21 protein-coding genes are annotated in these 22,590 nt (G+C 58.5%); 9 read left to right on the forward strand and 12 right to left on the reverse strand.

The features are described 5' to 3' along the window. Positions 1 to 2 precede the first annotated feature (2 nt). Genes RA21_RS15800 through RA21_RS15820 form a run of 5 tightly spaced genes read right to left on the reverse strand, consistent with a single transcriptional unit; the run spans position 3 to position 4,645 of the window. Positions 3 to 1,019, reverse strand: a complete 1,017-nt coding sequence (locus tag RA21_RS15800; protein WP_039150587.1) for a 5-oxoprolinase subunit C family protein — start codon at positions 1,017 to 1,019, stop codon at positions 3 to 5. Next, complete coding sequence (locus tag RA21_RS15805) at positions 1,016 to 1,762, reverse strand: 5-oxoprolinase subunit B family protein (RefSeq protein ID WP_019297914.1); 747 nt, start codon at positions 1,760 to 1,762, stop codon at positions 1,016 to 1,018. Before RA21_RS15805 ends, RA21_RS15800 begins: the two co-directional genes overlap by 4 nt. Next, positions 1,762 to 3,057, reverse strand: a complete 1,296-nt coding sequence (locus RA21_RS15810; protein WP_039150590.1) for a TRAP transporter large permease — start codon at positions 3,055 to 3,057, stop codon at positions 1,762 to 1,764. The genes RA21_RS15805 and RA21_RS15810 overlap by 1 nt, the downstream gene beginning before the upstream one ends. A gap of 9 nt (positions 3,058 to 3,066) precedes the next feature. Beyond that, complete coding sequence (locus RA21_RS15815; RefSeq protein ID WP_039150594.1) at positions 3,067 to 3,615, reverse strand: TRAP transporter small permease; 549 nt, start codon at positions 3,613 to 3,615, stop codon at positions 3,067 to 3,069. A 58-nt stretch (positions 3,616 to 3,673) separates the two neighbouring features. Further along, positions 3,674 to 4,645 (reverse strand): TRAP transporter substrate-binding protein, encoded by a 972-nt coding sequence (locus tag RA21_RS15820; RefSeq protein ID WP_039150596.1) that lies wholly within the window; start codon positions 4,643 to 4,645, stop codon positions 3,674 to 3,676. A 206-nt stretch (positions 4,646 to 4,851) separates the two neighbouring features. Here RA21_RS15820 and RA21_RS15825 point away from each other — a divergent pair, with 206 nt between their 5' ends. Next, positions 4,852 to 5,373: a winged helix DNA-binding protein gene (locus RA21_RS15825; protein WP_039150598.1), complete on the forward strand. Its 522-nt coding sequence runs from the start codon at positions 4,852 to 4,854 to the stop codon at positions 5,371 to 5,373. 257 nt (positions 5,374 to 5,630) lie between these two features. On the opposite strand, the gene RA21_RS15830 is transcribed toward RA21_RS15825, so the two are convergent. The 4 genes from RA21_RS15830 to RA21_RS15845 are packed head-to-tail and all read right to left on the reverse strand — an operon-like array spanning position 5,631 to position 11,900. Further along, complete coding sequence (locus RA21_RS15830; RefSeq protein ID WP_193748080.1) at positions 5,631 to 6,623, reverse strand: C45 family autoproteolytic acyltransferase/hydolase; 993 nt, start codon at positions 6,621 to 6,623, stop codon at positions 5,631 to 5,633. A gap of 5 nt (positions 6,624 to 6,628) precedes the next feature. Next, positions 6,629 to 8,080: a biotin carboxylase gene (locus tag RA21_RS15835; RefSeq protein WP_039150600.1), complete on the reverse strand. Its 1,452-nt coding sequence runs from the start codon at positions 8,078 to 8,080 to the stop codon at positions 6,629 to 6,631. A gap of 56 nt (positions 8,081 to 8,136) precedes the next feature. After that, on the reverse strand, positions 8,137 to 10,881 hold the full coding sequence (locus RA21_RS15840; RefSeq protein ID WP_237754644.1) for an aminotransferase class I/II-fold pyridoxal phosphate-dependent enzyme: 2,745 nt from the start codon (positions 10,879 to 10,881) through the stop codon (positions 8,137 to 8,139). Between the two features lie 50 nt (positions 10,882 to 10,931). Then, on the reverse strand, positions 10,932 to 11,900 hold the full coding sequence (locus tag RA21_RS15845) for a carbon-nitrogen hydrolase family protein (protein ID WP_029204994.1): 969 nt from the start codon (positions 11,898 to 11,900) through the stop codon (positions 10,932 to 10,934). 235 nt (positions 11,901 to 12,135) lie between these two features. Between RA21_RS15845 and RA21_RS23445 the strand changes: the two genes are divergently transcribed. The 3 genes from RA21_RS23445 (at position 12,136) to RA21_RS15855 (ending at position 14,172) form a co-directional block, all read left to right on the forward strand. After that, positions 12,136 to 12,426 carry a LysR substrate-binding domain-containing protein gene (locus tag RA21_RS23445; RefSeq protein ID WP_206540068.1) on the forward strand — a complete coding sequence of 97 codons (291 nt, stop codon included), beginning with the start codon at positions 12,136 to 12,138 and terminating at the stop codon, positions 12,424 to 12,426. Between the two features lie 479 nt (positions 12,427 to 12,905). Continuing rightward, on the forward strand, positions 12,906 to 13,172 hold the full coding sequence (locus RA21_RS15850; RefSeq protein ID WP_039150603.1) for a hypothetical protein: 267 nt from the start codon (positions 12,906 to 12,908) through the stop codon (positions 13,170 to 13,172). Positions 13,173 to 13,254: 82 nt separating this feature from the next. Further along, positions 13,255 to 14,172 carry a pPIWI-associating nuclease domain-containing protein gene (locus RA21_RS15855; RefSeq protein WP_039150605.1) on the forward strand — a complete coding sequence of 306 codons (918 nt, stop codon included), beginning with the start codon at positions 13,255 to 13,257 and terminating at the stop codon, positions 14,170 to 14,172. Positions 14,173 to 14,278: 106 nt separating this feature from the next. On the opposite strand, the gene RA21_RS15860 is transcribed toward RA21_RS15855, so the two are convergent. After that, a complete protein-coding gene (locus RA21_RS15860) occupies positions 14,279 to 16,507 on the reverse strand; it encodes a hypothetical protein (protein ID WP_039150608.1) in 2,229 nt (742 codons plus the stop codon). A gap of 558 nt (positions 16,508 to 17,065) precedes the next feature. On the opposite strand from RA21_RS15860, the gene RA21_RS15865 reads away from it, so the two are divergent. After that, on the forward strand, positions 17,066 to 17,914 hold the full coding sequence (locus RA21_RS15865) for an ABC transporter substrate-binding protein (protein WP_039150611.1): 849 nt from the start codon (positions 17,066 to 17,068) through the stop codon (positions 17,912 to 17,914). Between the two features lie 127 nt (positions 17,915 to 18,041). On the opposite strand, the gene RA21_RS23050 is transcribed toward RA21_RS15865, so the two are convergent. Next, a complete protein-coding gene (locus RA21_RS23050) occupies positions 18,042 to 18,194 on the reverse strand; it encodes a hypothetical protein (RefSeq protein ID WP_206540063.1) in 153 nt (50 codons plus the stop codon). On the opposite strand from RA21_RS23050, the gene RA21_RS15870 reads away from it, so the two are divergent. The 4 genes from RA21_RS15870 to RA21_RS15885 all read left to right on the forward strand — a co-directional run bounded on the left by RA21_RS15870 (position 18,174) and on the right by RA21_RS15885 (position 21,529). Beyond that, entirely contained in the window at positions 18,174 to 18,953 is a 780-nt protein-coding gene (locus RA21_RS15870; protein WP_152610575.1) for an amino acid ABC transporter permease, read from the forward strand. The genes RA21_RS23050 and RA21_RS15870 overlap by 21 nt on opposite strands. A 2-nt stretch (positions 18,954 to 18,955) precedes the next feature. Further along, positions 18,956 to 19,759 carry an amino acid ABC transporter ATP-binding protein gene (locus RA21_RS15875; protein ID WP_039150735.1) on the forward strand — a complete coding sequence of 268 codons (804 nt, stop codon included), beginning with the start codon at positions 18,956 to 18,958 and terminating at the stop codon, positions 19,757 to 19,759. A gap of 77 nt (positions 19,760 to 19,836) precedes the next feature. Continuing rightward, positions 19,837 to 21,036 carry a MalY/PatB family protein gene (locus tag RA21_RS15880; RefSeq protein WP_052257682.1) on the forward strand — a complete coding sequence of 400 codons (1,200 nt, stop codon included), beginning with the start codon at positions 19,837 to 19,839 and terminating at the stop codon, positions 21,034 to 21,036. 22 nt (positions 21,037 to 21,058) lie between these two features. Continuing rightward, positions 21,059 to 21,529: a RidA family protein gene (locus RA21_RS15885; protein ID WP_039150614.1), complete on the forward strand. Its 471-nt coding sequence runs from the start codon at positions 21,059 to 21,061 to the stop codon at positions 21,527 to 21,529. 11 nt (positions 21,530 to 21,540) lie between these two features. Here RA21_RS15885 and RA21_RS15890 read toward each other — a convergent pair whose 3' ends face one another. Further along, the gene (locus tag RA21_RS15890) at positions 21,541 to 22,524 is read right to left on the reverse strand and encodes a LysR family transcriptional regulator (protein WP_039150617.1); all 984 of its coding nucleotides are present in this window, start codon (positions 22,522 to 22,524) and stop codon (positions 21,541 to 21,543) included. Between the last annotated feature and the right edge of the window lie 66 nt (positions 22,525 to 22,590).

Genomic DNA, 22,590 nt, shown 5'->3' on the forward strand with positions numbered 1-22,590 from the left:
CCTCACAAGACATCTTCTTCACCGGCAATCACTCCGCTGATCAGCTGAAAGGACAGCAGGTTGGACATGCTGCGCGGATCCCGGATCAAGGGATAGCACTGGCTGCGCAGCCCCTCGCGCCGCTCCGCCTCTGCCCGCTCCAGCGCTACCGCTTCCTCCATCGCAATGAAACGGAAGCGCAGCTCTGCTCCCACCGCCGCCTGCGCCAAAACGGGCAAATCGCAAGGCAGCACCGTGCCGATCCGCGGGTAGCCGCCGGTAGTCTGGCTCTCCGCCAGCAGTACATAGGGCGTGCCGTCGCCGGTCACCTGGATGTCACCGGGCACAATCACCTCCGACACCACCGTTCGCGCGCCGTTTGGACGGAAGCCCTCGCCATCGCTCTCCATCGGAACGCCCATCCGATTGCCGCGGGCGCCGCGGCGGAAGGCCGTTTGCTCAAACCGCATCAGCTCGGCCTGCGGGAACAGCGACGTCTGCAGGCTCGCCACAACCCGCACGGTGCCGCCCTCGAACCGGTTCTCCGGTGCCAGCCCCAGCCCGGTGATGCCGCCGCTGTCCGGGCCGGTGTCCAGCACGTCGCCTTCTTTCAGCGGCGCACCGATGCCCGCCGCCAGATGCGCTGAACGCGCGCCCAGATGCTCCGGCGTCTGAATGCCGCCGCCTACGTGCAGATAACCATAGCTGCCGCTGCGGGCCGCACCGATCATCAGCCGCGCCCCCGCGGGCAGCAGGTGGCTGGCGTTCCAGGCTAAGGCGGCACTGTCGATGCTGGCCCGCATCGGCGCGCCGGTCAGCGCGATGCGCAGATCGCTGTCCGCCTGGAACTCACCGCCCATGCCGGGCATCTCAACCGCCGCCAAATCCGCGCCCTGCCCCAACAGCGCCGCGCCCTCGGCCAGCGCCAGCCGGTCGGCAGCACCGCCGCGCGAAACCCCGTATTCCAACCAGCCCGGGCGGCCGCCGTCCTGAACGGTCACCCCCGGCCCGGTACGCAGTACGGTCAACGTGCCGGTCATGACAGATCCTCCGCCTTGGCACCGCCCAGCGGGTCGCGCCGCAAACCTTGCAGCTCTTCCGGCGTCACTGGGGTGAATTGCACCTCATCGCCGGGCCGCAGCAGGAACGGCTCCTCCGCATCGGGGCGGAACAGCCGCACTGCCGTCTGACCAGCATGCATCCAGCCGGTAGGTGCCGCCACCGAGAACAGCACCAGCTGCCGGATCGCCACCGCCAGCGCCCCTTCCGGGATGCGTGAGGTCAACTGGCTCTGGCGTGGAATGTCCCAGGCCTCCGGCAGTTCACCCAGATAAGGCTGGCCGGGGGCAAAGCCGATGGTCTGCACCCTGACCCGCGACGCCGACAGGGAGGCCACCGCCTCCGCCTCGGTCATGCCCGCAGCCTCCGCCGCCTGCGGCAGCTGCGGTGCCAGCTCTGTGCCGAACACCGCCGGGATCCGCCACAGGCGGCGCTGGCCGGGCAGCTCTGCCGCGTACCAGTCGCGCTGCGCCAGCAGCGTCCCCAGCCGCGCCCGCAGCGCCGCATGGTCCAGATGCCGCAAATCAAAGCGCACATAGGCCGACACCAGCGAGGTGGAGACTTCCTCGACCCCGTCCCAGCTTTCCTGCGCCAGGGCAGCACGGAACGCCAGGGCGGCGCGGTTGGCAGGCTCGCTCAGGCGGCTGCCAAAGCTCACCAGCATCCCGTCCACACCTACCGTGCGGATTTCGGGGACGGGTGTTGCTGCGCTCACCTCAGCCATCACATCTGCTCCGGCAGGAAGGTCACGATTGACGGGAACAGCACGATCAGCACCAGCGCCACGACCATCAGGAAGAAAAACGGCAGCGCCGCCTTGGCCACGGTCAGAATGTCCCGCCCGGTCAGCGACTGCAGCACAAACAGGTTGAACCCGACCGGCGGGGTGATCTGCGACATTTCCACCACGATCACCAGGAAGATACCGAACCACAAGGGATCAATGCCCGCCTCCAGCACCATCGGCATGATCACCGAGGCGGTCAGCACGACCACCGAAATCCCGTCGAGGAAGCAGCCCATGATCACAAAGAAGATGGTCAGCGCCGCCAGCAGGGTGAAGGTCGACAGGTTCAAGGAGCCGATCCACTCCGCCAGGATGCGCGGAATACCGGTGAAGCCCATCGCCACGGTCAGGAACGATGCCCCCGCCAGGATAAAGGCGATCATGCAGGAGGTGATCGTCGCCCCCATCAGCCCCTCGGTAAAGCTCTGCCGGGTCAACGAGCCGGACTGCCACGACAGCAGCAGCGCCAGCACCACGCCCACGGCGGCGGCATCGGTGGGCGAGGCAATCCCCATATAGATTGAGCCGATCACCCCGCCGATCAGCAGCACCACCGGCAGCAGCCTGCGGGCGCGCTTCAGCTTCTCGCGGAAGGTGGTGGCAATGTCCTCGGTCGGCAGCTGGCTGCGGTTGAGCAGCGCCCAGACCACCACATAGCCCACGAACAAACCAACCAGCAGCACGCCGGGCAGCACGCCCGCGACAAACAGCCGGGCGATGGATTGCTCGGTCGCCACGCCATAGACGATCAGGATGATCGACGGCGGGATCAGCAGCCCCAGCGTGGCGGAACCGGCCAGGGTGCCGATCACCAATTTTTCAGGATAGCCGCGCCGCGCCAGCTCCGGGATCGAAAGCTTGCCGATGGTGGCGGCGGTTGCCGCAGACGACCCCGACACCGCGGCAAAGATCCCGCAGGCAAAGACGTTCACATGCAGCAGCTGACCCGGCAGCCGGTTCATCCAGGGCGACAGCCCGGTGAACATGTCCTCCGACAGGCGCGAGCGGAACAGGATCTCGCCCATCCAGATGAACAGCGGCAGCGCCGCCAACGCCCAGGAGTTGCTGTGGCCCCACATGGTGGTGGCCATCACCAGCCCCAGCGGCGCCTCGGTGAACAGCGCCATCGCGGCGATGCCCACGCCCAGCAGGGCAAAGGCCACCCACAGGCCGGCGCCCAGGAACAGGAACATAAGGACCAGAAGAATGATGGAAAGCGCGGCAACCGACATGATGATCCCCTATTCGCTCAGAAGATTTTCGCCCTTGCCCTCCCAGGAGGGCAGCGCGCCGCGCAGCATGGAGACCAGCTCGTCCGCCAGCGCCAGGGTCAGGATCGCAAGGCCCAGGGTGACCGGCGCCTGCGGCAGCCACAGCGGCACCGACACCATGCCCGCGCTGCGGTCGCCGAACTCCAGCGACTCCAGCAGCAGCAGCCCCATGTACCAGGTGGCATAGCCGCTCATCACCAGCGCCAGCAGGGTCACCGCCATCTCCACCACGGCGCGGCCGCGCGACGGCAGCCGGTTGGTCAGCAGCGTCACCCGGATATGGCCGCCTGCGCGTAGCGCATAGGCCAACGCCAGAAAGGTCGAGGCCGCCAGGAAAAAGCCGGTGAAATCCGCATAGGACGGGATCGTCAGGCCCACTCCGGTTCCGGTCATTGCCACCGCGATCTTGTCGGCCAGGTTCAGGCACACCTGCGCGAAAACCAGCGCCACGATGGCCACGATGAACAGTGCTGCCAGCCCCCCGGCCGCACGGTAGATGAAATCAAGCACAACCCGCATGGCTGCTCCTCCTCCCCAGGAAACCGGACGCCGCTCCCGGCGTCCGGCCATGTTGCAATTACTGCTGGTAGGCGTTCAGCAGGGTGGCACCGGCCTCCCCGGCCTCGCCTTTCCAGCTTTCCAGCATCTGCGCCCCAATCGCGCGCAGGCCTTCCATCAGCTCTTCCGACGGCTCGGACACGGTGATGCCGTTTTCCTTCAGCACCTCGATCTGACTGCTGGTCTCGGCCCGGCTCATCTCCCAGCCGCGCGCCTCGGCCGCTGCCGCGGCTTCCAGGATCGCGGTCTGGGTGGCCTCGTCCAGGCGGCGGAAGGCGCGCTTGTTCACCACCACGATGTTCTTCGGGATCCAGGCCTGAATGTCGGTATAATGGGTCAGGAAGTCCCACGCCTTCGAATTCACGCCGGTGGAGGGCGAAGTAATCATCGCCTCGACGCGGCCGGTGCTGAAGGCCTGCGGAATGTCCGGAACCTCAACCTGTGTCGGCGCAGCACCCGCCAGGTTGGCGAACTGCTCCAGCGTCGCGTTGTAGGTGCGGAACTTCAGCCCCGCCAGATCCTCGACACTGTTGATTTCCTTGGTGGTGTACAGCCCCTGCGGCGGCCACGGCACAGCATAAAGCGCCATCAGCCCCTGCTCGTCCAGCAGCCCGTCGATCACATCCTTCTGCGCCGCCCACAGCCGCTCGGCCTCTTCATAGCTGGTCGCCAGGAACGGCAGCGAGTCTGCGCCGAACGCCGGGTTGTCATTGGCCAACAGCGACAGGAAGAACTCGCCCGCGGGCACCTGGCCGCTGCGCACGGCTTTGCTGATTTCCGGATGCTTGAACAGGGATCCAGCCGAATGGACCTTGATCTCCAGCCCGCCCTCGGTCGCCTCGGCCACGTCGCTGGCGAACTCAGAAATGTTCTTGGTGTGGAACGTGGCGTCCGGATAGGGCGTCGGCATGTCCCAGGTTGCAGCAAGGGCCGGCACCGACAGCCCGGCGATCAGGACGGCTGCGCCGCCCAGCATACGCGAAAATTGCATGTTTTCCTCCCAATGCGAAACATTGCAACAATGTACACATTACGCTGGTAATTTGTCAACGTTTTGTCAAGATGCAGCCGGTGCCCTGCCCCGTCCGGCAACGGCCATAGGCCCGACAGCCTGCTTGATCTTCTTGATACTTTGCCCTTTTATGACCACATGCAGATAAAACGCCGGGGTTTTATCAACAAAAATAGGTGCAAAAAATGGCCGAAAAGAAACCGGATTCCCGCCGAATCGTCTCCTCCCGCCACCTGGCAGAGGGCGAAGGCTGGGAGCTGTCGGAACTGGAGTTTGGCCTGATCATCGCCTCCAACGCCTTTTCCCGCTGGATGACCCGCTGCATGGCGGCGGCAGGTCAGCCGGATCTGAACCCGCTGGAAATCCTGATCCTCCACAACGTCAACCACCGCGGCAAGGACAAGCGCCTGTCCGACATCTGCTTTCTGCTCAACATCGAGGATAGCCACACAGTGAACTACGGCCTGCGCAAACTGCTTAAGGCCGGGCTTCTGGCCTCCGAAAAACGCGGCAAGGAAGTGTTTTACCGCACCTCGTCCGAGGGCGCGGAGCTATGTGCGGCCTACCGCGACGTGCGCCGCCAGTGCCTGCTGGAAGGACTGCCCGCCGCCGACTTACCGGGTAAGGATCTGCGAGAGCTGGCCCGCAGCCTGCGAGCACTCTCGGGCCACTACGACCAGGCCAGCCGCTCGGCGGCATCACTCTAAGCTCCTGCTGGATTGGCCAAGAACAGCCTTTTTTCGGCTAACCTTGCCCCAGAAAATTGCGCTTATGTCTTGGCTAATCCAATTGAGGTTTTGAAATGCAGTGCTGCAGTACTGGTCCTATTACTTGGCCGTGTTGTCCCGGCTTCCGACAACAGGCCAGAACCGAAATGCTAGCGGAATGGTAGAACTATCGCCGCCAGATCGGGTGCAGGACCAGTGGTGGAACGCTGCCGCCCCATAGGCTCTAGACGCCATTGTTACACGGCATGCTGATTCTTATGATCGGGATAACCGATCAGCCATTGGTCTGCTTCAAAACAATCCAGATTTTTCTGCCAGGTCCGGCCAGGCCAGAGTAACTCCACCGACAACTCGTCAGGGTGATAGGCAGCTGTGTAGAGCGTGCCGAACCCTTTGTCGAAGGCAAGGGAATACAGTGGCGGCTTGAGGAACGTTCCGACAAACTTTTCTTTTGTTTCCGGATGTAGCGTCAACCTCTGCAGCAAAAAACGCTCCCTCTCAACAGACGCCGTAAGACGCGCATGACTTGCCCACTCGACGCGTTCCTGGTGGTTGGTGGCGACGGCCGCATGAGTGATCAGGGTGGGACGGTCTGGAGCAAGGAAAGCGGTAAAGTAGTTCCGGTCACGGTCAAGCACTGTCACGTTATAGCTCATGTGGCTGGGTACACGCCGCAGAACATCTTTTGCTTCTTCGATGGTGGAACAGACCTGCAGCAGATACCGGAGGATTAGCGGCACGCCGAAGCCATCCCCCATCGCACGGCGTCCACCGAAAGTCAGAGAAACAGTCAGCCCGGCATCATTCATTCCGTCGAGGAGGCCGAACAAACCATCTGAGGTGCCCATCACGTCCCTCCCGTCCCACCCGGTCTTCAGGAATACCGCATCAAAGGCGAGAGGGTTGTAGTCGTAATTACGGACCAGCAGCGGCTCCTTGCCTGGCCAGATTGCCTGGCTGCAGCCGGCCAGATAGCGCGGCGGGCAAAAAAAACTGAGAAACCGGGACTCCATATCACCACCTCCGACCGAGGCGCACAACTTGTCGTAGAGCCCCACCATCTCGGGCATATGTGTTAACAGCGCTCTGCGGCACTCTGAATAAGTAGGCCGACCAGAGAGGCCCTCGCCAGCCCACCAGTCCAGATAAGCAGTGCGGTATTCAGAAAAGAGCCCGGCCAGTTTTTGCCCCGGCTCCGTTTCCTGCACGGCGCGGAATTTCAGTCTCATTCGCCTTACATAATCTTGAAAGCCGGATCCTCAAAGGCCTGTGCTGACGGAAGCGGCCGCGCAGTATAGGAGCTTTTGATTCCGTCAATCCAACGTTTCGACTTCTCTGTCAGCTGGAAGCCCTTGGTCATCGATCGCCCGCGGGTAACGAGGATGCCCAGATCAGCCCCCTCGTAGCGGTAGTCGCCCGCATTCGAAATACGCAGGAAAAAGGCCTCATCCTCACTTTCAACAGCGCGGCGGTGGTAGTCGAAGCGATCGAATACCACCCGTCCATCCGGCAGCATCCTGTAGATGCCGGATTCCGGGGCTTTGGCCACGATATCCACGGTGTCTTCTGTATGTTTGATCACCATCTGTGACCAGGAATCGATCATGTCCGGGTCCGCCCAGCGGGCGTTCAGTTCCTCAACATCCAGCTTGAACGGCTTTTTCGAGAACTCCAGAAGATGGAATAGAAACAGGGGCGCATCGGCGTGAGCGAAGGCCGCGTGGTTGGTCATCGAGGACGCCCCCGTAATACGCGGATTAAGCTCACCCAGCCAGATTTCGCCGGTTTTCTTGTCGATCAGGAAATCGAGTTCGAAATAGCCGCGGTAGCCCTCTTTGCGCAGCTGTTCGCCGAACTTGAAGGTCAACTCGCGTGCCTTTTCGCGTGTCTTGGGTGGGAAGGCAGTAGAGAAAATCTCATTGCCGCACCAGCCGCCCCGGTAGGGCGTTAGTTCCTTAAAGCCGACAAGCTCTGTCATCAGCGGGCCGACGATTGTGCCTTCGGAGGTGCAGCAGGCCTCGATGGCCGAGCCGCGGCAATCGATCCGCTTCATAATCTTGATTTCGCCCTGTCCGACGATCTCATGCTCGTGCTTGCGGAAGTCGGCCTCGGTCTTGATGAAAAACGTTGTATGGCCGGAATCCCCGAAGGCGCTTTGCAGCACCAGATCACTGCCAAGATCCGCCTTCTTGCAGATCTTCTTCAGGTGATCATAGCTGTCGACCTTTGACAGCGTATTCGGAACAGAGGGCACGCCGGCCTTGTTGCCAACACGTACGGTCTCGATCTTGTTATCCATCTTGGTCCGCAGCTTCGCCTTGGGGAACCAGACCTCACCGCCAAGTTCCTTGGCCAGCTTTTCAGTCTTCTCATCAAACATCAGGAACACAAATTTCGGCTTGCCGCCGCGTGCCTTGACGTAGTCGATGACTTCCTTGTGCTGCAGCAAGTAGTTGTTGATGTCCTCGATAGACTGAAATTCATCATGCGGCAGCTCAGAAGGCACCAGCACGTTGGGATGGCGGCCATCGAAACAGTCCATGTAACAGATATACTTGAAATTCTTTACCCACTCGTCGAGTCCAAGAAGATTGAAGTTGGTCGCTGAGACAAAATAGACCGGGTCCGTATTGGTGTGGAAATAGCGGCGGATCTCCGAAATGTTGTTCAGAACTTTCTTCGGCATGTATCGTCTCCCAGTAAATTCAATTTATCGTTGGATTTCTGTTTCTTGGCAGGCGTCTATTTCTTGACGGACTTCAGGGCCTCCTTGGTGAAAACGCGCAGCCCCAGATCAGCGCGGAACCCGTGGATCTCGCTAACATCAAGTGCTCGCATGAAAGACAGGATTTCCGGACTGATGACCTGACCTGGCACCAGGATCGGAAAGCCGGGCGGATAGGGTATGATAAAGCTGGATGACACCAGTTCCTCGCCCGCCTCCAGCCGCTGCATCAGGCTGTCATCTGTCGGGATATAGTCGCAGTTGTCCTCGTTGTAGGCGAGGAAGAAGGCGGTACGGATATCGCCCTCCGGCGTGTCCTTACCCGCCCGGAACGCATCGTGGAAGCGGCTGAAATCCGGCAGCGGCGGCACGTGCTCCACCAGCGCCGACACCCGGTTGTCAAACGACCGGCGCTCCATCTTGGAGGCATCGTCCAGAAGCTCGTCCAGATCGTTGGCGATCTCTACAAGTACTTCGATCAGATAGGCGACCGAAGACCGCGTGGTGCCGATATTGGTCATGAACAGCACTGTGTTGCGCGAGGTCTTGTTGATCTGGATCCCGTATTTGTCCATCAGGATCTTGGTCTTGAAAGTGTCGCCGTCCCAGCCGGTGCCTCCCACCGCAAGGGTCACGCGGGTCGGGTCCAGCACAAATTCATCCTGGCTCCACATGTTCCAGGTGTCGATCCAGCCGTGATCGGGGTCATAGTAGGCCTCAACACCGCTTTCGCGATAGGTTTCCGGGATCATGTCGCCGGCAGTCAGTACCCGGAAATATTTCCGCAGCAGCGGATTGTCGGATATGGCGCGCCGGATCGACATCGCGCTTTCGATCTGCTTTTGGACAAACTCGAACCCCTCCAGTTCCACCTGCCGCCGACCAACATCCAATGAGGCGATAATCTGATAATTCGGCGAGGTCGAGGTATGGGTCATGTAGGCTTCGTGGAACGCCTGCTCTACTTCACCTTTAAAGTCCTGGTCGTTGACATGGATCATCGACCCCTGGCGCAGCGAGGTCAGCGTCTTGTGCGTGGACTGGGTGGCATAGGCCCGCACCCTTGCGTCCGGCGGCGGCACCAGCCGGGTGTTCAGCCAAGTCTCCTCGTCAGCGTTCTTCAGCATTTCCTGCTGTGCCTCCCAGGCCTCCGCCGTCTCCGGGCTGCGCAGCGTCTCCCGCAGCGTATTGGCGACGCCCATGGCAGTGCGCTGGCGGTAGGTCGGGTCAAAGCGCGCAAAAGCAAACCACGCCTCGTCCCAAAGAAAGATCAGGTCCTTCTTGATGGCAAGGCATTCCTCCATCACCCGGCGAACATTGTAAACGATGCCGTCAAATGTGCAGTTGGTCAGAAGGACCATCCGGACCCGGTCCAGCTTGCCGGCGGCCTTCAGCCGCAAGAGCGTGTGCTTGATCTCGCGCAGCGGCACTGCGCCGTACATCGAATGCTCATGCAGCGGGTAGCTGTCCATATAGGCCACGCTGGCCCCCGCCAGCACCATCCCGTAATGATGCGACTTGTGGCAATCGCGGTCCACCAGCACGATGTCGCCGGGGCGGACCACCGACTGCACCACGATCTTGTTGCAGGTCGACGTGCCGTTGGTGGCAAAGAACGTGTGCTTGGCGCCAAAGGCCCGCGCCGCCATGTCCTGGGCTTCCTTGATCGGGCCGCGCGGCTCCAGCAGGCTGTCGAGCCCGCCGGAAGTGGCGGATGTCTCAGCCAGAAAGATGTTGGAGCCATAGAACGCCCCCATGTCCTGAATCCAATGCGAGCGGCTGATCGATTTGCCGCGGCTGATCGGCATCGCGTGGAACACGCCTGTGGGCTGTTTTGAATATTCCTTTAGCGCAGTGAAGAACGGCGATTTGTAGCGGCGGTCCACTCCGCGCAGGATATTTAAATGCAGCTCCTGGAAATCTTCCTGATTATAGAACACCCGCCTGCAGCGGCCGAGATCCAGCCCGGCGATGTCTTCGGCGGAGCGGTCGGTGACCAGATAAGCGTCCAGTTCCGGCCGTATCTTCTCTATCAAGCGGCAGGCCTCGGGGCCGTATTGGTGCGGATCAATCGAGTCGACCGACTCCTCCTCGCTTACGCGGGTCAAATACTGGTTCAGGATAGGCAGCTCAATCTTGGACTTCAGCGACAGCCCCGGGCGAACCACCACGGCTTGCACATTGTGATTGAACAGAATGCCAATCAGCGCATCTTCCAGCGACGGCACAATCACCGGCTCGTAGATGAATGGGTCTTCGATCCGCCGCATCCGCAGAAGGTTCTGCCGCAGGAACCGCTCCTGCGATTCCGACACGTCATCGACGATCATCACCTCGAAATAAGGTCGTCCCAGCGCCCGTGCTTCGGGCGCGAGCGACGCTTCATCTTCGTAGTCTTCGTTGTCGATCTCATCCGAGGACAGCGGAATAGACCGCCGCCGGTAAGCCCCAGAGGTCAGCGCCCGCGCAATACGGCGCACCGAAACCGCCAGATCCTCCACATTGCCGTGTTGCAGCAACTTTCGCAAATGCTCGAAAGCGTGGATACCCGGAAACGCCCAATAGCGTTCAATCGGCGCCAGCACATCGAACAGATGCTCTGCCGCGGCCATCAGTTTCTCGCTATGCCGCCCCTCCTGACGCTGCCGGGCCAGTCCCTCAGCTGACTCCCGCAGCGAGCTCCATCTGTCCGCCCGCAGCTGGGTTGCACTGTAATAATCCCGGATCGACGGCAAAGCCTTCCTTTGCGGCTGCAAGTTCAAAACCTGCCTCCCTTCTGTCGCGTCAGGACCTGCGCCGCCTTCCAGTCCGGTTAATCAGAACCCGTTTTTCCAGGAAAAACGGAAAAATGATGCGGCGAATGTAACGTCTGCTCAAAATTCTCCAGTGTACTGCGCGGATCAGAGGCCTGCAGCCCGCGCTGCGATCCCTGACCCGGCGTCTCAAGCGGCCCCAGCGTTTTCAGATAGGCATCAGCCCCGCTGGTGCGGTCGTATACAGTGAACTCCGCTTCCCGGTCGCGGAAGCTCTTCAGAACCTGCCCCAGTCCCTTGAGGCCTGTCTCACGCTGGCGACGGACTTGATCCAGGTCGATCTCGATCGGGAACATATCCTCCTGCCCCGCCGACTGGTGCAGCACGGTGGCCGAAGGGTCCACCACCAGCGAACGCCCGACACCGCCGGCGCTCAGCCCGTTGACGTCGAATACATAGCATTGGAACTGGGCGGCGGTCGCCCGTGCGATTGCGATCTCCGCCTCCCGGTCGGTTGTGCCGGTCAGCACCGGGTGCAGCAGCACTTCCACCCCTTGGCTGGTCAGCTGCCGCGTGGTTTCCGGGAACCAGATGTCATAGCAAATCGACAGGCCGAACCGGCCAACTCCGGGCACGTCAAACACACAGAATTCGGTGCCGGCCGAAATCCCCGCCTCATACGGTCTGAACGGGAACATCTTGGAGTATTTTGCGACGATCTCACCTTCCGGGTTGATCACCACGGAGGTGTTGAGAATCCGGCCATCTTCGGTTTTTTCGAACATGGAGCCGGGGATCAGCCAAATACCAAATCGGCGGGCGTCTTCCTGGAACTGCTGCAATGCATCATTCGGAAACGATTGAGCAAACTGGTCCAGCGGCCCGTAAGGTGCCAGTTCAGAAAACAGCACCATCTGCGTCCAAGGAAACCGTGCCATCAGTATTTCAATCCTATGGCGCATTGCCTCGACATTCGAGTGAAGGGCAGCGACATGCATCTGAACACCAGCAATTGCGAAAGGTGTCATATTGGGCAGATCTCCAACTATCTTTGTTGTTATCACTCTATTTGCGCTCAACAGCCTTGGCTACCCCAAGACGATCAGAGTCGATACCGGCAGCGAGTTGATCTCTCAGGATCTCGATCTCTGGGCCTAGGCCAAAGACGTTGCCCTCGACTTTTCACAGCCAGGAATGCTGCGATCCGCCGATAGCCGTAGCGGCCATACTGGCAGGCAAGCACGATCATGTCCGCAACCAGGCATGATTCGTCCGCCCGGCCCTTGCCTTCCGACCTTCGCGCAGCTCTGGCTTTTAAAGCAGTTGCCTGATTTCCGGGTGCGATATCCGGAGGTCAATATGCAATTGCATATGGGTACTTGGGCTAGCGCGATCCAATCAAGCCAACTTGATATCGAAATTCGATTCGGGAACGGCTGCAATCCAGTCCCGGACAGCCTGGGCGACGAACTCAGGCCGGTTGTCAGACCGGATATAGGCCGGGATACCGCGCAGGATGAACAGGTCGCTCGCCCCCAAGGTAATGACGGCTGAGGGCTCGGATCAGCCGTCGCAAATGTGAAGCTAGCTCACGATCAGAATAATTCCCGGCAGCGAAGGCGTTGCCCCTGCGCACCAGCGCGTTTTACGTTCTTCTGCTTTCACAGTGCTTCCAGCGCGGCATGTGCCAATGCAGAAAGCCCCGCTTTTGCGGGGCGTTAGGCGTTGATATTGTTTTGAATTTTTGGTTGCGGGAGCAGGATTTGGACACTGTTTCATCCAGGCCCAATAACTTACCGCTGCGTCGCCAGCCACCATCCGCTGCAAGCACTGTTTAGTTATCCTCTTGCGTCCGCTGTGCGCAGATAGTAACCTTTGCAAAGATTGACCTAAAGGTCTGCCGAACCGGCGTGACCGGCCCAGAGCGGCCTTTCGTCGATTGCTCATTATGCTGCCACAGCATCCCGCTTTGCGGACATTGGCTTTCATGATCAGTGCTTCTATCATCTACCTCAGATCAAAGAGGTATTCAGATGGAACGCGAACCCAACCTTGTCATTTCCAGCGCCTCGCAGCGCATCGTAGAGGATGGGGTACCATTCAAGGTGGACATCTACAAACTTGAAGGCGGGGACGGTTGGTCGCTGGAAGTTGTGACCGAAGACGGGACATCCATTGTCTGGGACGATCTCTTTGAAGACGACCGAGCCGCCTTCGAGGAGGCAATCAGCACCATTCGCAGTGAAGGCGCAGTCGCTTTCGCCAATGGTGGTTCAAACGTCGTCCCGTTTAAGCAGTAGGTCACGGCCCTTAGCCGCCGCTTGATCCTCACCCGCGCGCGTGGCGACTTGGCCGTATTTTTTCCAGAAGGCAGCGATACAGATGAAACGCATCAGCGCGATGATTTCGGCGATACCTTCAGGGCTATTCAGAAGTCTGAGGCATCAGTTCTCAACTCCTGCGATGATCAACGAGCGCGCATTTCAGAAGCTTCGTGAATACGCTGATACTTCGAACGATGACTTTGTGAAAGCCCTGTGTGTCGGCATCGAGAGATTGCTGCCTGATCGTCAAAATCCTGTGCGGCTCAACCTCATCGCGTCATGCTTTCGGGAGTTGTTGACATATCAACTCGACACTCTCGCGCCCCACGCCGTAGTTCAGCAGTGTCCTTGGTACGTGCAGGACCCGACCGCGAAAGCTGCCACGAGACGTCAGCGTCTCCGCTACGCAATTTCCGGCGGTCTTCCAGATGCAGTGCTGACAACTCTCGGCGTAGATGAGCCTGGCTCGATCGCTGACCTTATCACTCTCTATAACGAGGCCAGCAAATACACCCACGTCCGGCCTGATCGTATCAATCACCCAGACGATGAGGTCGGCGACTTTGTTGTTGATGGCGTATCCGCGCTGGATGGTCTCAGAGAAGAAATTGATCTTCTTTGCGACGACGTAAAAGAGCATCTTCGGCAGGCAATCTCCGAACATACTCTTCAAGAATTTTTGGGAGCCGTGCTCGATGAACTCGACATACTGTCAACGCACACCCGTGTCGAATACCCTTTTGTGGATGAAATCACGGTCGAAAAGATCGACCAGTCGCATGTGTATGTGGGCGTCACGGGTGACGTGAATGTCGAACTCGTATACGGGTCAGGGTCCGATTTCCGCCGGGGTGAAGGCGCAACGCTGGATGATTCATTTCCCTTCGAGGTGAGCTTGCGGTCTCCTGTGACTGATCTTGACAAATTCGAGACCACTCAACCGATTAAGGTCGATACGTCCTCTTGGTACGAGTAAGGAATTCAGGCATCATTCGGACAGACAACCAATCCGATACGTGCGCCGTGTCGTGTCGGCGAGTTGAGCATCCGAAGCCAAGGCTTTCCCGCGCTTACGCCCACTCTCAGATAACTCTGCCAATGCCCTCCTGGCCAAGCCGGAAGAAAAAGACGCCGTTATGCGTGATCTCGCGCGACTTCTTCAGATAGACGAAGACCACAACATCTGATGTGCCGTCGAACTCGCTGGCGACGCCGTGCGCGAGAAGGCGCGCCTCGGCCGTTAGGGCCTCCTCGCTCTCAAAGCCCTTTGCCAGAAGCCAAGTCGCCACGACGAACTGACGGTTCGCGACTGTGTACTTACTGTATTGCGGGCCTTTGCCTGCTCCGCCGCCGCCGCGTCGCCATTTTCGCACGTAGTTCTGAAGTTCTGATAATGCCGGGGGCGCCTGGTTGAGGATTGTAAAGATGATGTCAAAGCGGTGCCGCACTGTGCCGATGGTTGACGTATAGATTTCCGCGACGGTGCGTTGCCACAACGGCGGCATGGTAATCCCCACAACCGTCGGCGTCGCGCGGTTGATTGCCGGAACGGTCTTCTTCCTGACTTGCGCGTCGGAGTTGTGGAACAGTATCCGCTTGCCCTCTGGACCGCGTCCCAGCAAGCAGAATCCGTTTGTGAGATACATTGAAAGCAGGTCTTGCTCATCCCCCTCATAGTCCAGTTGCGTACCGATCAGTGGACGTCGCGTCAGGTAGTGCGCAAACGAAACTTCGGAATCGAGAAACCGCGCCACCATGTCGAGTTCCCCGAGCGAGAGCACTGGTGCCCACGGCTCGTTCGCACCGAGAATGCCGCTCTCTGCGAAGAATTCCCGGGTTGCGGAAAGCGAGGCGAAGTGCTCAAGGCAGATGCTGTAGCTGAAGGCAACCTTCAACCGGTCTAAATTAAGTGGAACCGGTTTGCCGGTCTTCTTTTCCCGTAGGCTTACCGAGACAGTACGATCATTCAAATAGTCCTGAAGTCGGCGCGCCTGTTTCGCGGGCTCAATAAATAGGTCAGACACATTGGTCTCAAGACTTTTCCCAGCGCCGCGACGTGCCGCCGGACTAATCTTTCCGGACTTGGCCTCGAACATGAACAGGAAGTTGTCGAGAACGACAACAACGTCATTCTCATAGCGCACGCCATTTGCCGGATCATCCCAGATCACGCTCCGATAGACAGACGCACTGGGCATAGCCAGTTCCAGTAATTCGGCCAGCGAGTCTTCCAGATATTCAGCACGCGCGTCACTATATGCCGTACGCACCTTCGGTTCATTGCCGATCAAGTGCTCGGCAATACGGAAAGGATGGCTGTAGGGGAAATACTGGATCGGCAGCAGATACGTCTCATCAGGCATGGCAATAAAGGGCTTCTGCCACACCGGGTTGTCCATGAGGAAGCGTCGGGGGTCCGCGCCGGAAAGCTCTCCACTCGTGTGTGAGAACCGTTCAATCAGAGGCAGGATTTCATCACCGAACTTGGAGACAAGTTCTTCCTTCTCAAGCGTGAACAGCCACGGCGTTGCGAGTTCCGATAGTTGATAGCCGAGATGGCTGAGGTCCCTGACAGACCGCTCCTGGTGTCGGCACCTCGCCCACAGGCGCGCTGCAACCGCGCTACGGGCGCAGAAGTATTCGATCCGCGCAATGACTTCTTCGTGCGTCTTTGCCCGCAGCATTTCGCCACAGTTCGCGTAAAATTCCGTGATCCGGTCGCTGACAAGCCGGGACACATCCAAGAGCCGGGCATACTGCGCGGCAAACGGCTCAACTTGCGGAACTTTGACATCAACGCGGGAGAGGATATTGCCGATGATCCCGGCGCACACGTCCTGATCAAAGGGAAAACGGTAGAACATGGTCTGAAGGCGAACCCTCCAAATAAGCACGTCCGTCTTGTTCTCCGTGTCCAGTGCCTCGCCCTGCTCCGCCATGAAGGCACTCATCATGCGTCCGAGTACACGCCAGTGGCGCGAGAAACTGCCCGGTGCTGTGGGAATGCGGGACAGACACGGTGGGCGTGTCAGATAGAGCGCCTGCAATATTTCAAGGCTGCCGAGCTCTATCGATGGATCAGGTTTGCCCATGACAATCGTTTCAAGAATGCACTGGTGTGCAGTCTTCGAAAGCGCCAGGCGTGCATCCCGACTATCAAGAAAGCTCAAAAGCTTCTGAGTGTTCAGATCAAAGGCTTCGCGCGGCGCAAGGCCGTCATCAGCTTCATCCGCCGTGAGACCGTTTGTCCCGACAGCTTTGGCATCTCCCGGAAACTCATAGCCGTGAACGTAGAACTCATCCGTGGGCAACTGTCAGCTAATCCGGTGTTGTTTTGGCGTAGGTCCGAAGCTGTATTATCCAATCCAAAAAAAACTGTGTCCAGTCTGTTGCCATCGGCGCACCCGCCATTCATCTTCGTCGCAGCGAATGTCAGGAAACCGCCCGACCTACAGGTGCTTGCCCGCCAGGCTGGTCGCCAGACATGGGGCCGCTTTGGGCTGCCTATCGTCATTCACGCCTGGCGCGGCGAACGCCCGGTCGGAGCCCGGCGCGGAAGTACCAATATCTCGCTGCGCGCGCTCGCAGCACAAATTTCTCTGCAAACGCGCAGTTTTTGGTGTCGCATCGCGACAGAGAAAACAGTCATCCGCATCTTGCGATTTCGTGCGCAGTGCTGCGAAACGCGGAATTGCCCTAGATACGGTTTCGCCCCAAGACAGATTCATCCCCCTTTTGTTGTTTTTCGAAGTGCGAAAACCGAAGGTACTTAAAATGCACAGGATGCATTTTTATAATATTGATTATGAATTGGTCAGATTTTCCACGCTTCCCTACGATGTAGCAAGGCTTATTTACGGGAGGAAACCATGCTGAAGACCCTGACCAAATCCGCGGCGGCTGTCGCGCTTGCTTCAACCGCTTCCGTCACTTTCGCTGACGGCATTCCTGTCACCGACGATGTGGCTGACAGCGGCAAACTGACTATTGCCAGCGGCCTGTCTTATGCACCGTTCAATATGGTCGACGAAAACGGCAATCCGGCCGGGCTCGATATCGAAACGGCTCAGGCCGCGGCCGATATTCTGGGCGTAGAGCTGGATATTCTGGTCATTCCGTTCTCAAACCAGATACCCAGCCTCGCCGCAGACCGGATCAAAGTTGCCTGGGCGACTTTCACGGTCACCGAAGAGCGACTGGGTCAGGTGGACTTCGTCGCGTTCATGCAAACCGGCTCGGTGGTCGTGACCACCCCGGATCTGGCAGCCTCGTTCGAAGGTGACATGGCTTATTGCGGGCGAAATATCGGCGTTCAAACCGGATCGGCCGGTGATTTTCAAGCCGATCAGCTGTCCGAAAGCTGTGTGGAAGCCGGGAAAGAGGCAATCGAAAAATCGATCTATCCCGAGCAGAAAGACGTTATTCAGGCGTTGCTGTCGGGTCGTGTCGAAGCTCGCCTTGATGACGCAACTTCGGCTGGTTACTACCAGAAAACCAGCGGCGGCAAGCAGGTTGTCGTAGGCGCACCGATGCTGCCGGCTCCGCTGGGTGTTGCGATCCGCAAGGGGGACACAGCGACGGCCGACATGTTGCTGGCCACCTTCAACGAGATGATGGCGAACGGGTCCTACCAATCGGTCCTAGAAGGGTACTCGATGACAGCTGCATCGCTGGACAAGCCCATCCTTTATACCGACGCCTCGCAACTGGCGAATTAGGCCAGTCCCGGCCTCGCTGACTGCTCCCTCAGCGAGGCCAGTTTCCACGGCTTCCACATCAACTGACCAACACCAATCCGCGTGTACGGGTCGCTCATCTTACGAGGAGGGTTCTCCAGTGAGCTCATCAGCCGATATCCAGACCCACGGTTCGCATCTCGATCCGGAAAACCTCAAGGTCATTCCATTGCGCCATCCCGGGCGTGTCGTGGCCGCCGTTCTGGTTGTAATCGCCATTGCGTTTCTTGCGCGTGGCGCCATGACCAACCCTGAACTTCAATGGCCGATCGTGGGCAAGTACCTGTTCCATCCCCAGATCATGAAGGGGCTTTGGGTTACCATTTTCCTGACAATACTGGTGATGGCTCTGGCCACCATCATGGGCATGATTGCGGCCCTGATGATGATGTCATCCAGCAAACTGCTCTCAATTCCTGCCCGTGTCTTCGTCTGGTTCTTCCGCGGCACACCGGCACTGGTCCAGCTGATCCTGTGGTACAACTTGTCTATCCTGGTTAAGAATTTCGCGCTTTGGATTCCGGGCATCGGTACGATCTTTTCGATCCCGACCAACGACATCATGACGCCCTTCGTTGCGGCCACGCTCGCCCTGTCGCTGCATGAATCCGGTTACATGGCCGAGATTATCCGCGGAGGCCTGATGTCCGTGAACAAGGGTCAGACTGAAGCGGCTGCTTGCCTTGGTATGAAACCCAGCTTGCTAACCCGCCGGATCGTCATTCCGCAGGCCATGCGCATGATCATTCCGCCAACAGGCAATGAAACCATCAACTTATTGAAAACCACCTCGCTGGTCTCGATCATTGCGGTGGGCGACGTTCTATACTCGGCTCAGGCGATCTATGCCCGGACCTTTGAAACCATTCCGCTCCTGATCGTTGTGACCTTCTGGTACCTGGTCGTCGTGTCTATCATGTCCGTCGGTCAGGGTTACCTGGAGCGCTACTACGGCCGGGAGGACCATGGCGACAAGGAAGGTTTCCTAAAATCGATCTTCAAATTCAACCGGAGGAAATGATCATGGCTGCGCCTCTTAATCACCGCGAAAAGTTTGGTGTCCCGTCTGACGCAATGGTTTACGCCGCTGGTGTACACAAATCCTATGGTCACCTGGAAGTTCTGAAAGGTGTGGACATCTCGGTGCCTGCCGGAACCTGCACTTGCATCATCGGCCCCTCGGGGTCGGGCAAAAGCACCTTCCTGCGCTGCATTAACCACCTGGAAGAGATCAACTCTGGCCTGCTGCTGGTCGATGGCGACTTTGTGGGGTACCGGCTAGAAGGCGGCAAACTGCACGAGCTGCACGATTCACAAATCTGCCAGCGTCGAGCCGAGATTGGCATGGTGTTCCAGCACTTCAATTTGTTCCCACACATGACCGTGCTGGAAAACCTAATCGAAGCACCGGTGCGGGTGCGTGGTGAATCCGTGAAGGAAGCCACAGCTTATGCCGAACAGCTTCTTGAGCGTGTCGGTTTGGCACCCAAGCGCGATAATTATCCGCGTCAGCTGTCAGGTGGCCAGCAACAGCGTGTGGCCATCGCCCGAGCGCTGGCTATGCGCCCTAAGGTCCTTTTGTTTGACGAGCCGACCTCGGCACTGGATCCGGAACTGGTTGGTGAGGTGCTGGACGTGATGAAAAGCCTCGTCAAGGAAGGCATCACCATGGTGGTTGTCACTCACGAGATCGGCTTTGCCCGCGAAGTGGCAGACAAACTGATCTTCATGGACGGTGGCGTTGTCGAGGAACAGGGTGATCCCAAGGAAGTCATTGCCAACCCACAGTCCCCACGCACCCAAGAGTTCCTCGCCCGCGTACTGTGATTGTTCACGTCACGACTCGAACACTACGAAAACCAACAGGACCAGCTATGCTTCAACCCTCTGCAAATGCCAATCAAATGGTAGCCGATTACTCTGAATTTGGCTTTGAAGTGCCGCTCGACCGCACCGGGCTGAGCACAAAAAAATGGGAAATCGAGCAGATCAACAAGAACGATCCCTCTGTTTTATGCTTCAGCACCGCCGAGATGGATTTCCGGGCCGCTCCGGCGATTCAAAACGCGATCAATCGTGTCGCGCAGAGCGGGCATTTTGGGTATCCGCATAAACGTGACAGCTATTTCGAGGCGATCGTCAGCCATTTCGACCGCAATCACGGCTGGACGATCGACCCCACTTCGATCTACAGCCACGTCGCAATATATCCCTCAATGCAGCCGTTTATCGAGGAGTTGACCGCGCCGGGCGACGAGATTGTCTTTCAATCTCCCGTTCACCACTGCTTTGAAGAGGTGATTAGGGCGAACGGGCGAACACCTCTTGCCAATCCTCTTGTCGTTCGCGATGGGCAATATGTCATGGATCTGGATGGGCTGGCGGACATCGTAACTGAGCGTACGAAGATGCTGATTTTGTGCAATCCTCACAACCCCGTTGGCCGTGCTTGGACCCGTGATGAGCTCGAGGCGCTGAACACCTTCTGTCTGGGCAGGGGAATCTTTGTGCTGACAGATGAAGTCTATTTCGGCCTTGTCAGAGCGGGCAGGAAATACACTCCATTTGCTTCGCTTTCCGAAGAGGCGGCGATGAATTCAGCCACACTGATCTCCGCCAGCAAAAGCTATAACCTGACCGGCACCAAGCATTCGCTGGTCATAATCGACAATCCCGAACACCGGAAGGCGTTCGAGGCCAGTCAGAAAAAGACTAACCTTTACTTCGGCGGCTGCATGTTCGGGCAGGCCGCGACTGAGGCAGCCCTGCGCGGCGGCGATTCCTGGCGCTGCGCGTTGATGGAATACATCGACGGTAACTTTGTGCTGCTGCGCGACACGTTGAACGAAGCGCTTCCGGGCATCACCGTGTACGACTCTGATGCCACCTATTTTGCGTGGCTGGACATGCGCGGTCTCGGGGTTTCGGACGAACAGATCATCCGGATCTTGGACGAGGCGAGAATAGCCGTCACCTACGGCAAGCCTCTTGGTCCGGGCGGCGCGGGTCATATCCGCTTCAACCTGGCCACCGCGCGCATAACGCTGCAGGCCGGGCTCGACAGGTTCGTGACCGCTTTCGAGAAACATCTGAACAACGACTGATACGACTTTAGGAGCCTGAAAAATGACAATCAGTGCTGAAACACGCATCGCCAACCTGGGCCTTGTCCTGCCGGAACCTCCGAAATCCGTGGCCAACTACGTCGCCACCAAGGTCTCGGGCAACCTGCTGTTCATCTCTGGCCAGCTTTGCCTTGATCCCGCAGGCAAACTTATTTCGACCGGTGCTGTTACCGCTGGTGCAACCGTAGAAGATGCTGTCGCCGCCTCACGTGCCTGCGCGGTCAACATCCTTGCCCAGGCGCGCGCCGCGCTTGGCTCGCTCGATTGCGTTTCAGGGGTGTCTCAACTGCGGGGCTACATCGCCGCGCCAGCTGACTTTTCCGATCACGCGCCGATCATGAACGGTGCGTCAGATCTCATGGTCGAAGTCTTCGGTGATGCCGGACGCCACACACGTGCAACGGTCGGCGTTTCGTCGCTGCCCCTGCAGGCCACGGTCGAGGTCGAAGCGATCTTCGAAGTCCATCCGTGATGGTTCGCCCGCTATGATGCCAACAGTAAGCGATACAGGGCCTTCTTGCGATTGTCCTGCAGGCCAACAACCTCTTTTATCAATCCAAGAAACCATTCCCGGCCCGGATCAGGCGAAGTCCCGCTTTCGTACAACAGTTTCAATTGAAGCGGAGGGATTCTGATGGGTGGTTCAAAAACGCGGATGCTGCTGTCTTCGGACAGGGCAAGCAGCATGCCATCCCCAAACGCCGTCAGCATCTCAGTGCCTTCAAGAATGAACGGGATCATGAGGTAATGCGGTGCAGTTGCAACTTTCTTTCTCTCCAGCCCCAATCCTTCCAAAGCCCTGTCGATCATGCCCTGTGAACGGCCATCTGATGAAATCTGCAAATGCTGAGACTTGAGAAATTCACCGAGAGACATCTGCCCAAGCCTTGGGTTTTCCTTCCATCCAGCACACAGCATTTTGTCCTCGGACAGAAGGTGCTCGGAAATGTGGGCGTCTTGCGTCTTGTAATCCCCGACGACCGCGCAATCGATTTCCTTTTGTTTAAGCTGCTTGGCTACTTCAAAATTCTGAGCATGAATAACATTCAGGGAAGCGTTGGGCGCGCGTTCGGCAAAGCTCTTGATCAGGTTGGGCAAAACCACGATGGCGGAATAGTCCGACACGCAAAGAATGAACGACCTTTGCGTCTCCATGGGATCAAATCTCAGATGCCGTTCTATGGCTTGACGAATGTCTGACAGGGACTTGGATATCGTCAGAGACAATTCCAGTGCACGCGGGGTCGGCTCCATTTCTCCGCCAACACGTAGGAACAACTCATCTTCGAATATGTCACGCAAGCGGTTCAGGGCATGGCTCACCGACGGCTGTGTTCTGCCGATACGATCTGCAGCTTTCGTGACGTTTCGCTCGCGCATGATTGCGTCGAAGACGCGAAGCAAGTTGAGATCAAGCTGGTTGAGCGAAAACTCCGGGGCGTCCGGCGTCGGTCTTGCAGAGATCATGCTACTGTCCTTTATGCCGATTATGAATTTGATACTAAACTATATGCATGTTGGTTATTTAGTCGA

Origin of the sequence: Leisingera sp. ANG-DT, from assembly GCF_000813785.1 — a bacterium.
GTDB lineage: Bacteria > Pseudomonadota > Alphaproteobacteria > Rhodobacterales > Rhodobacteraceae > Leisingera.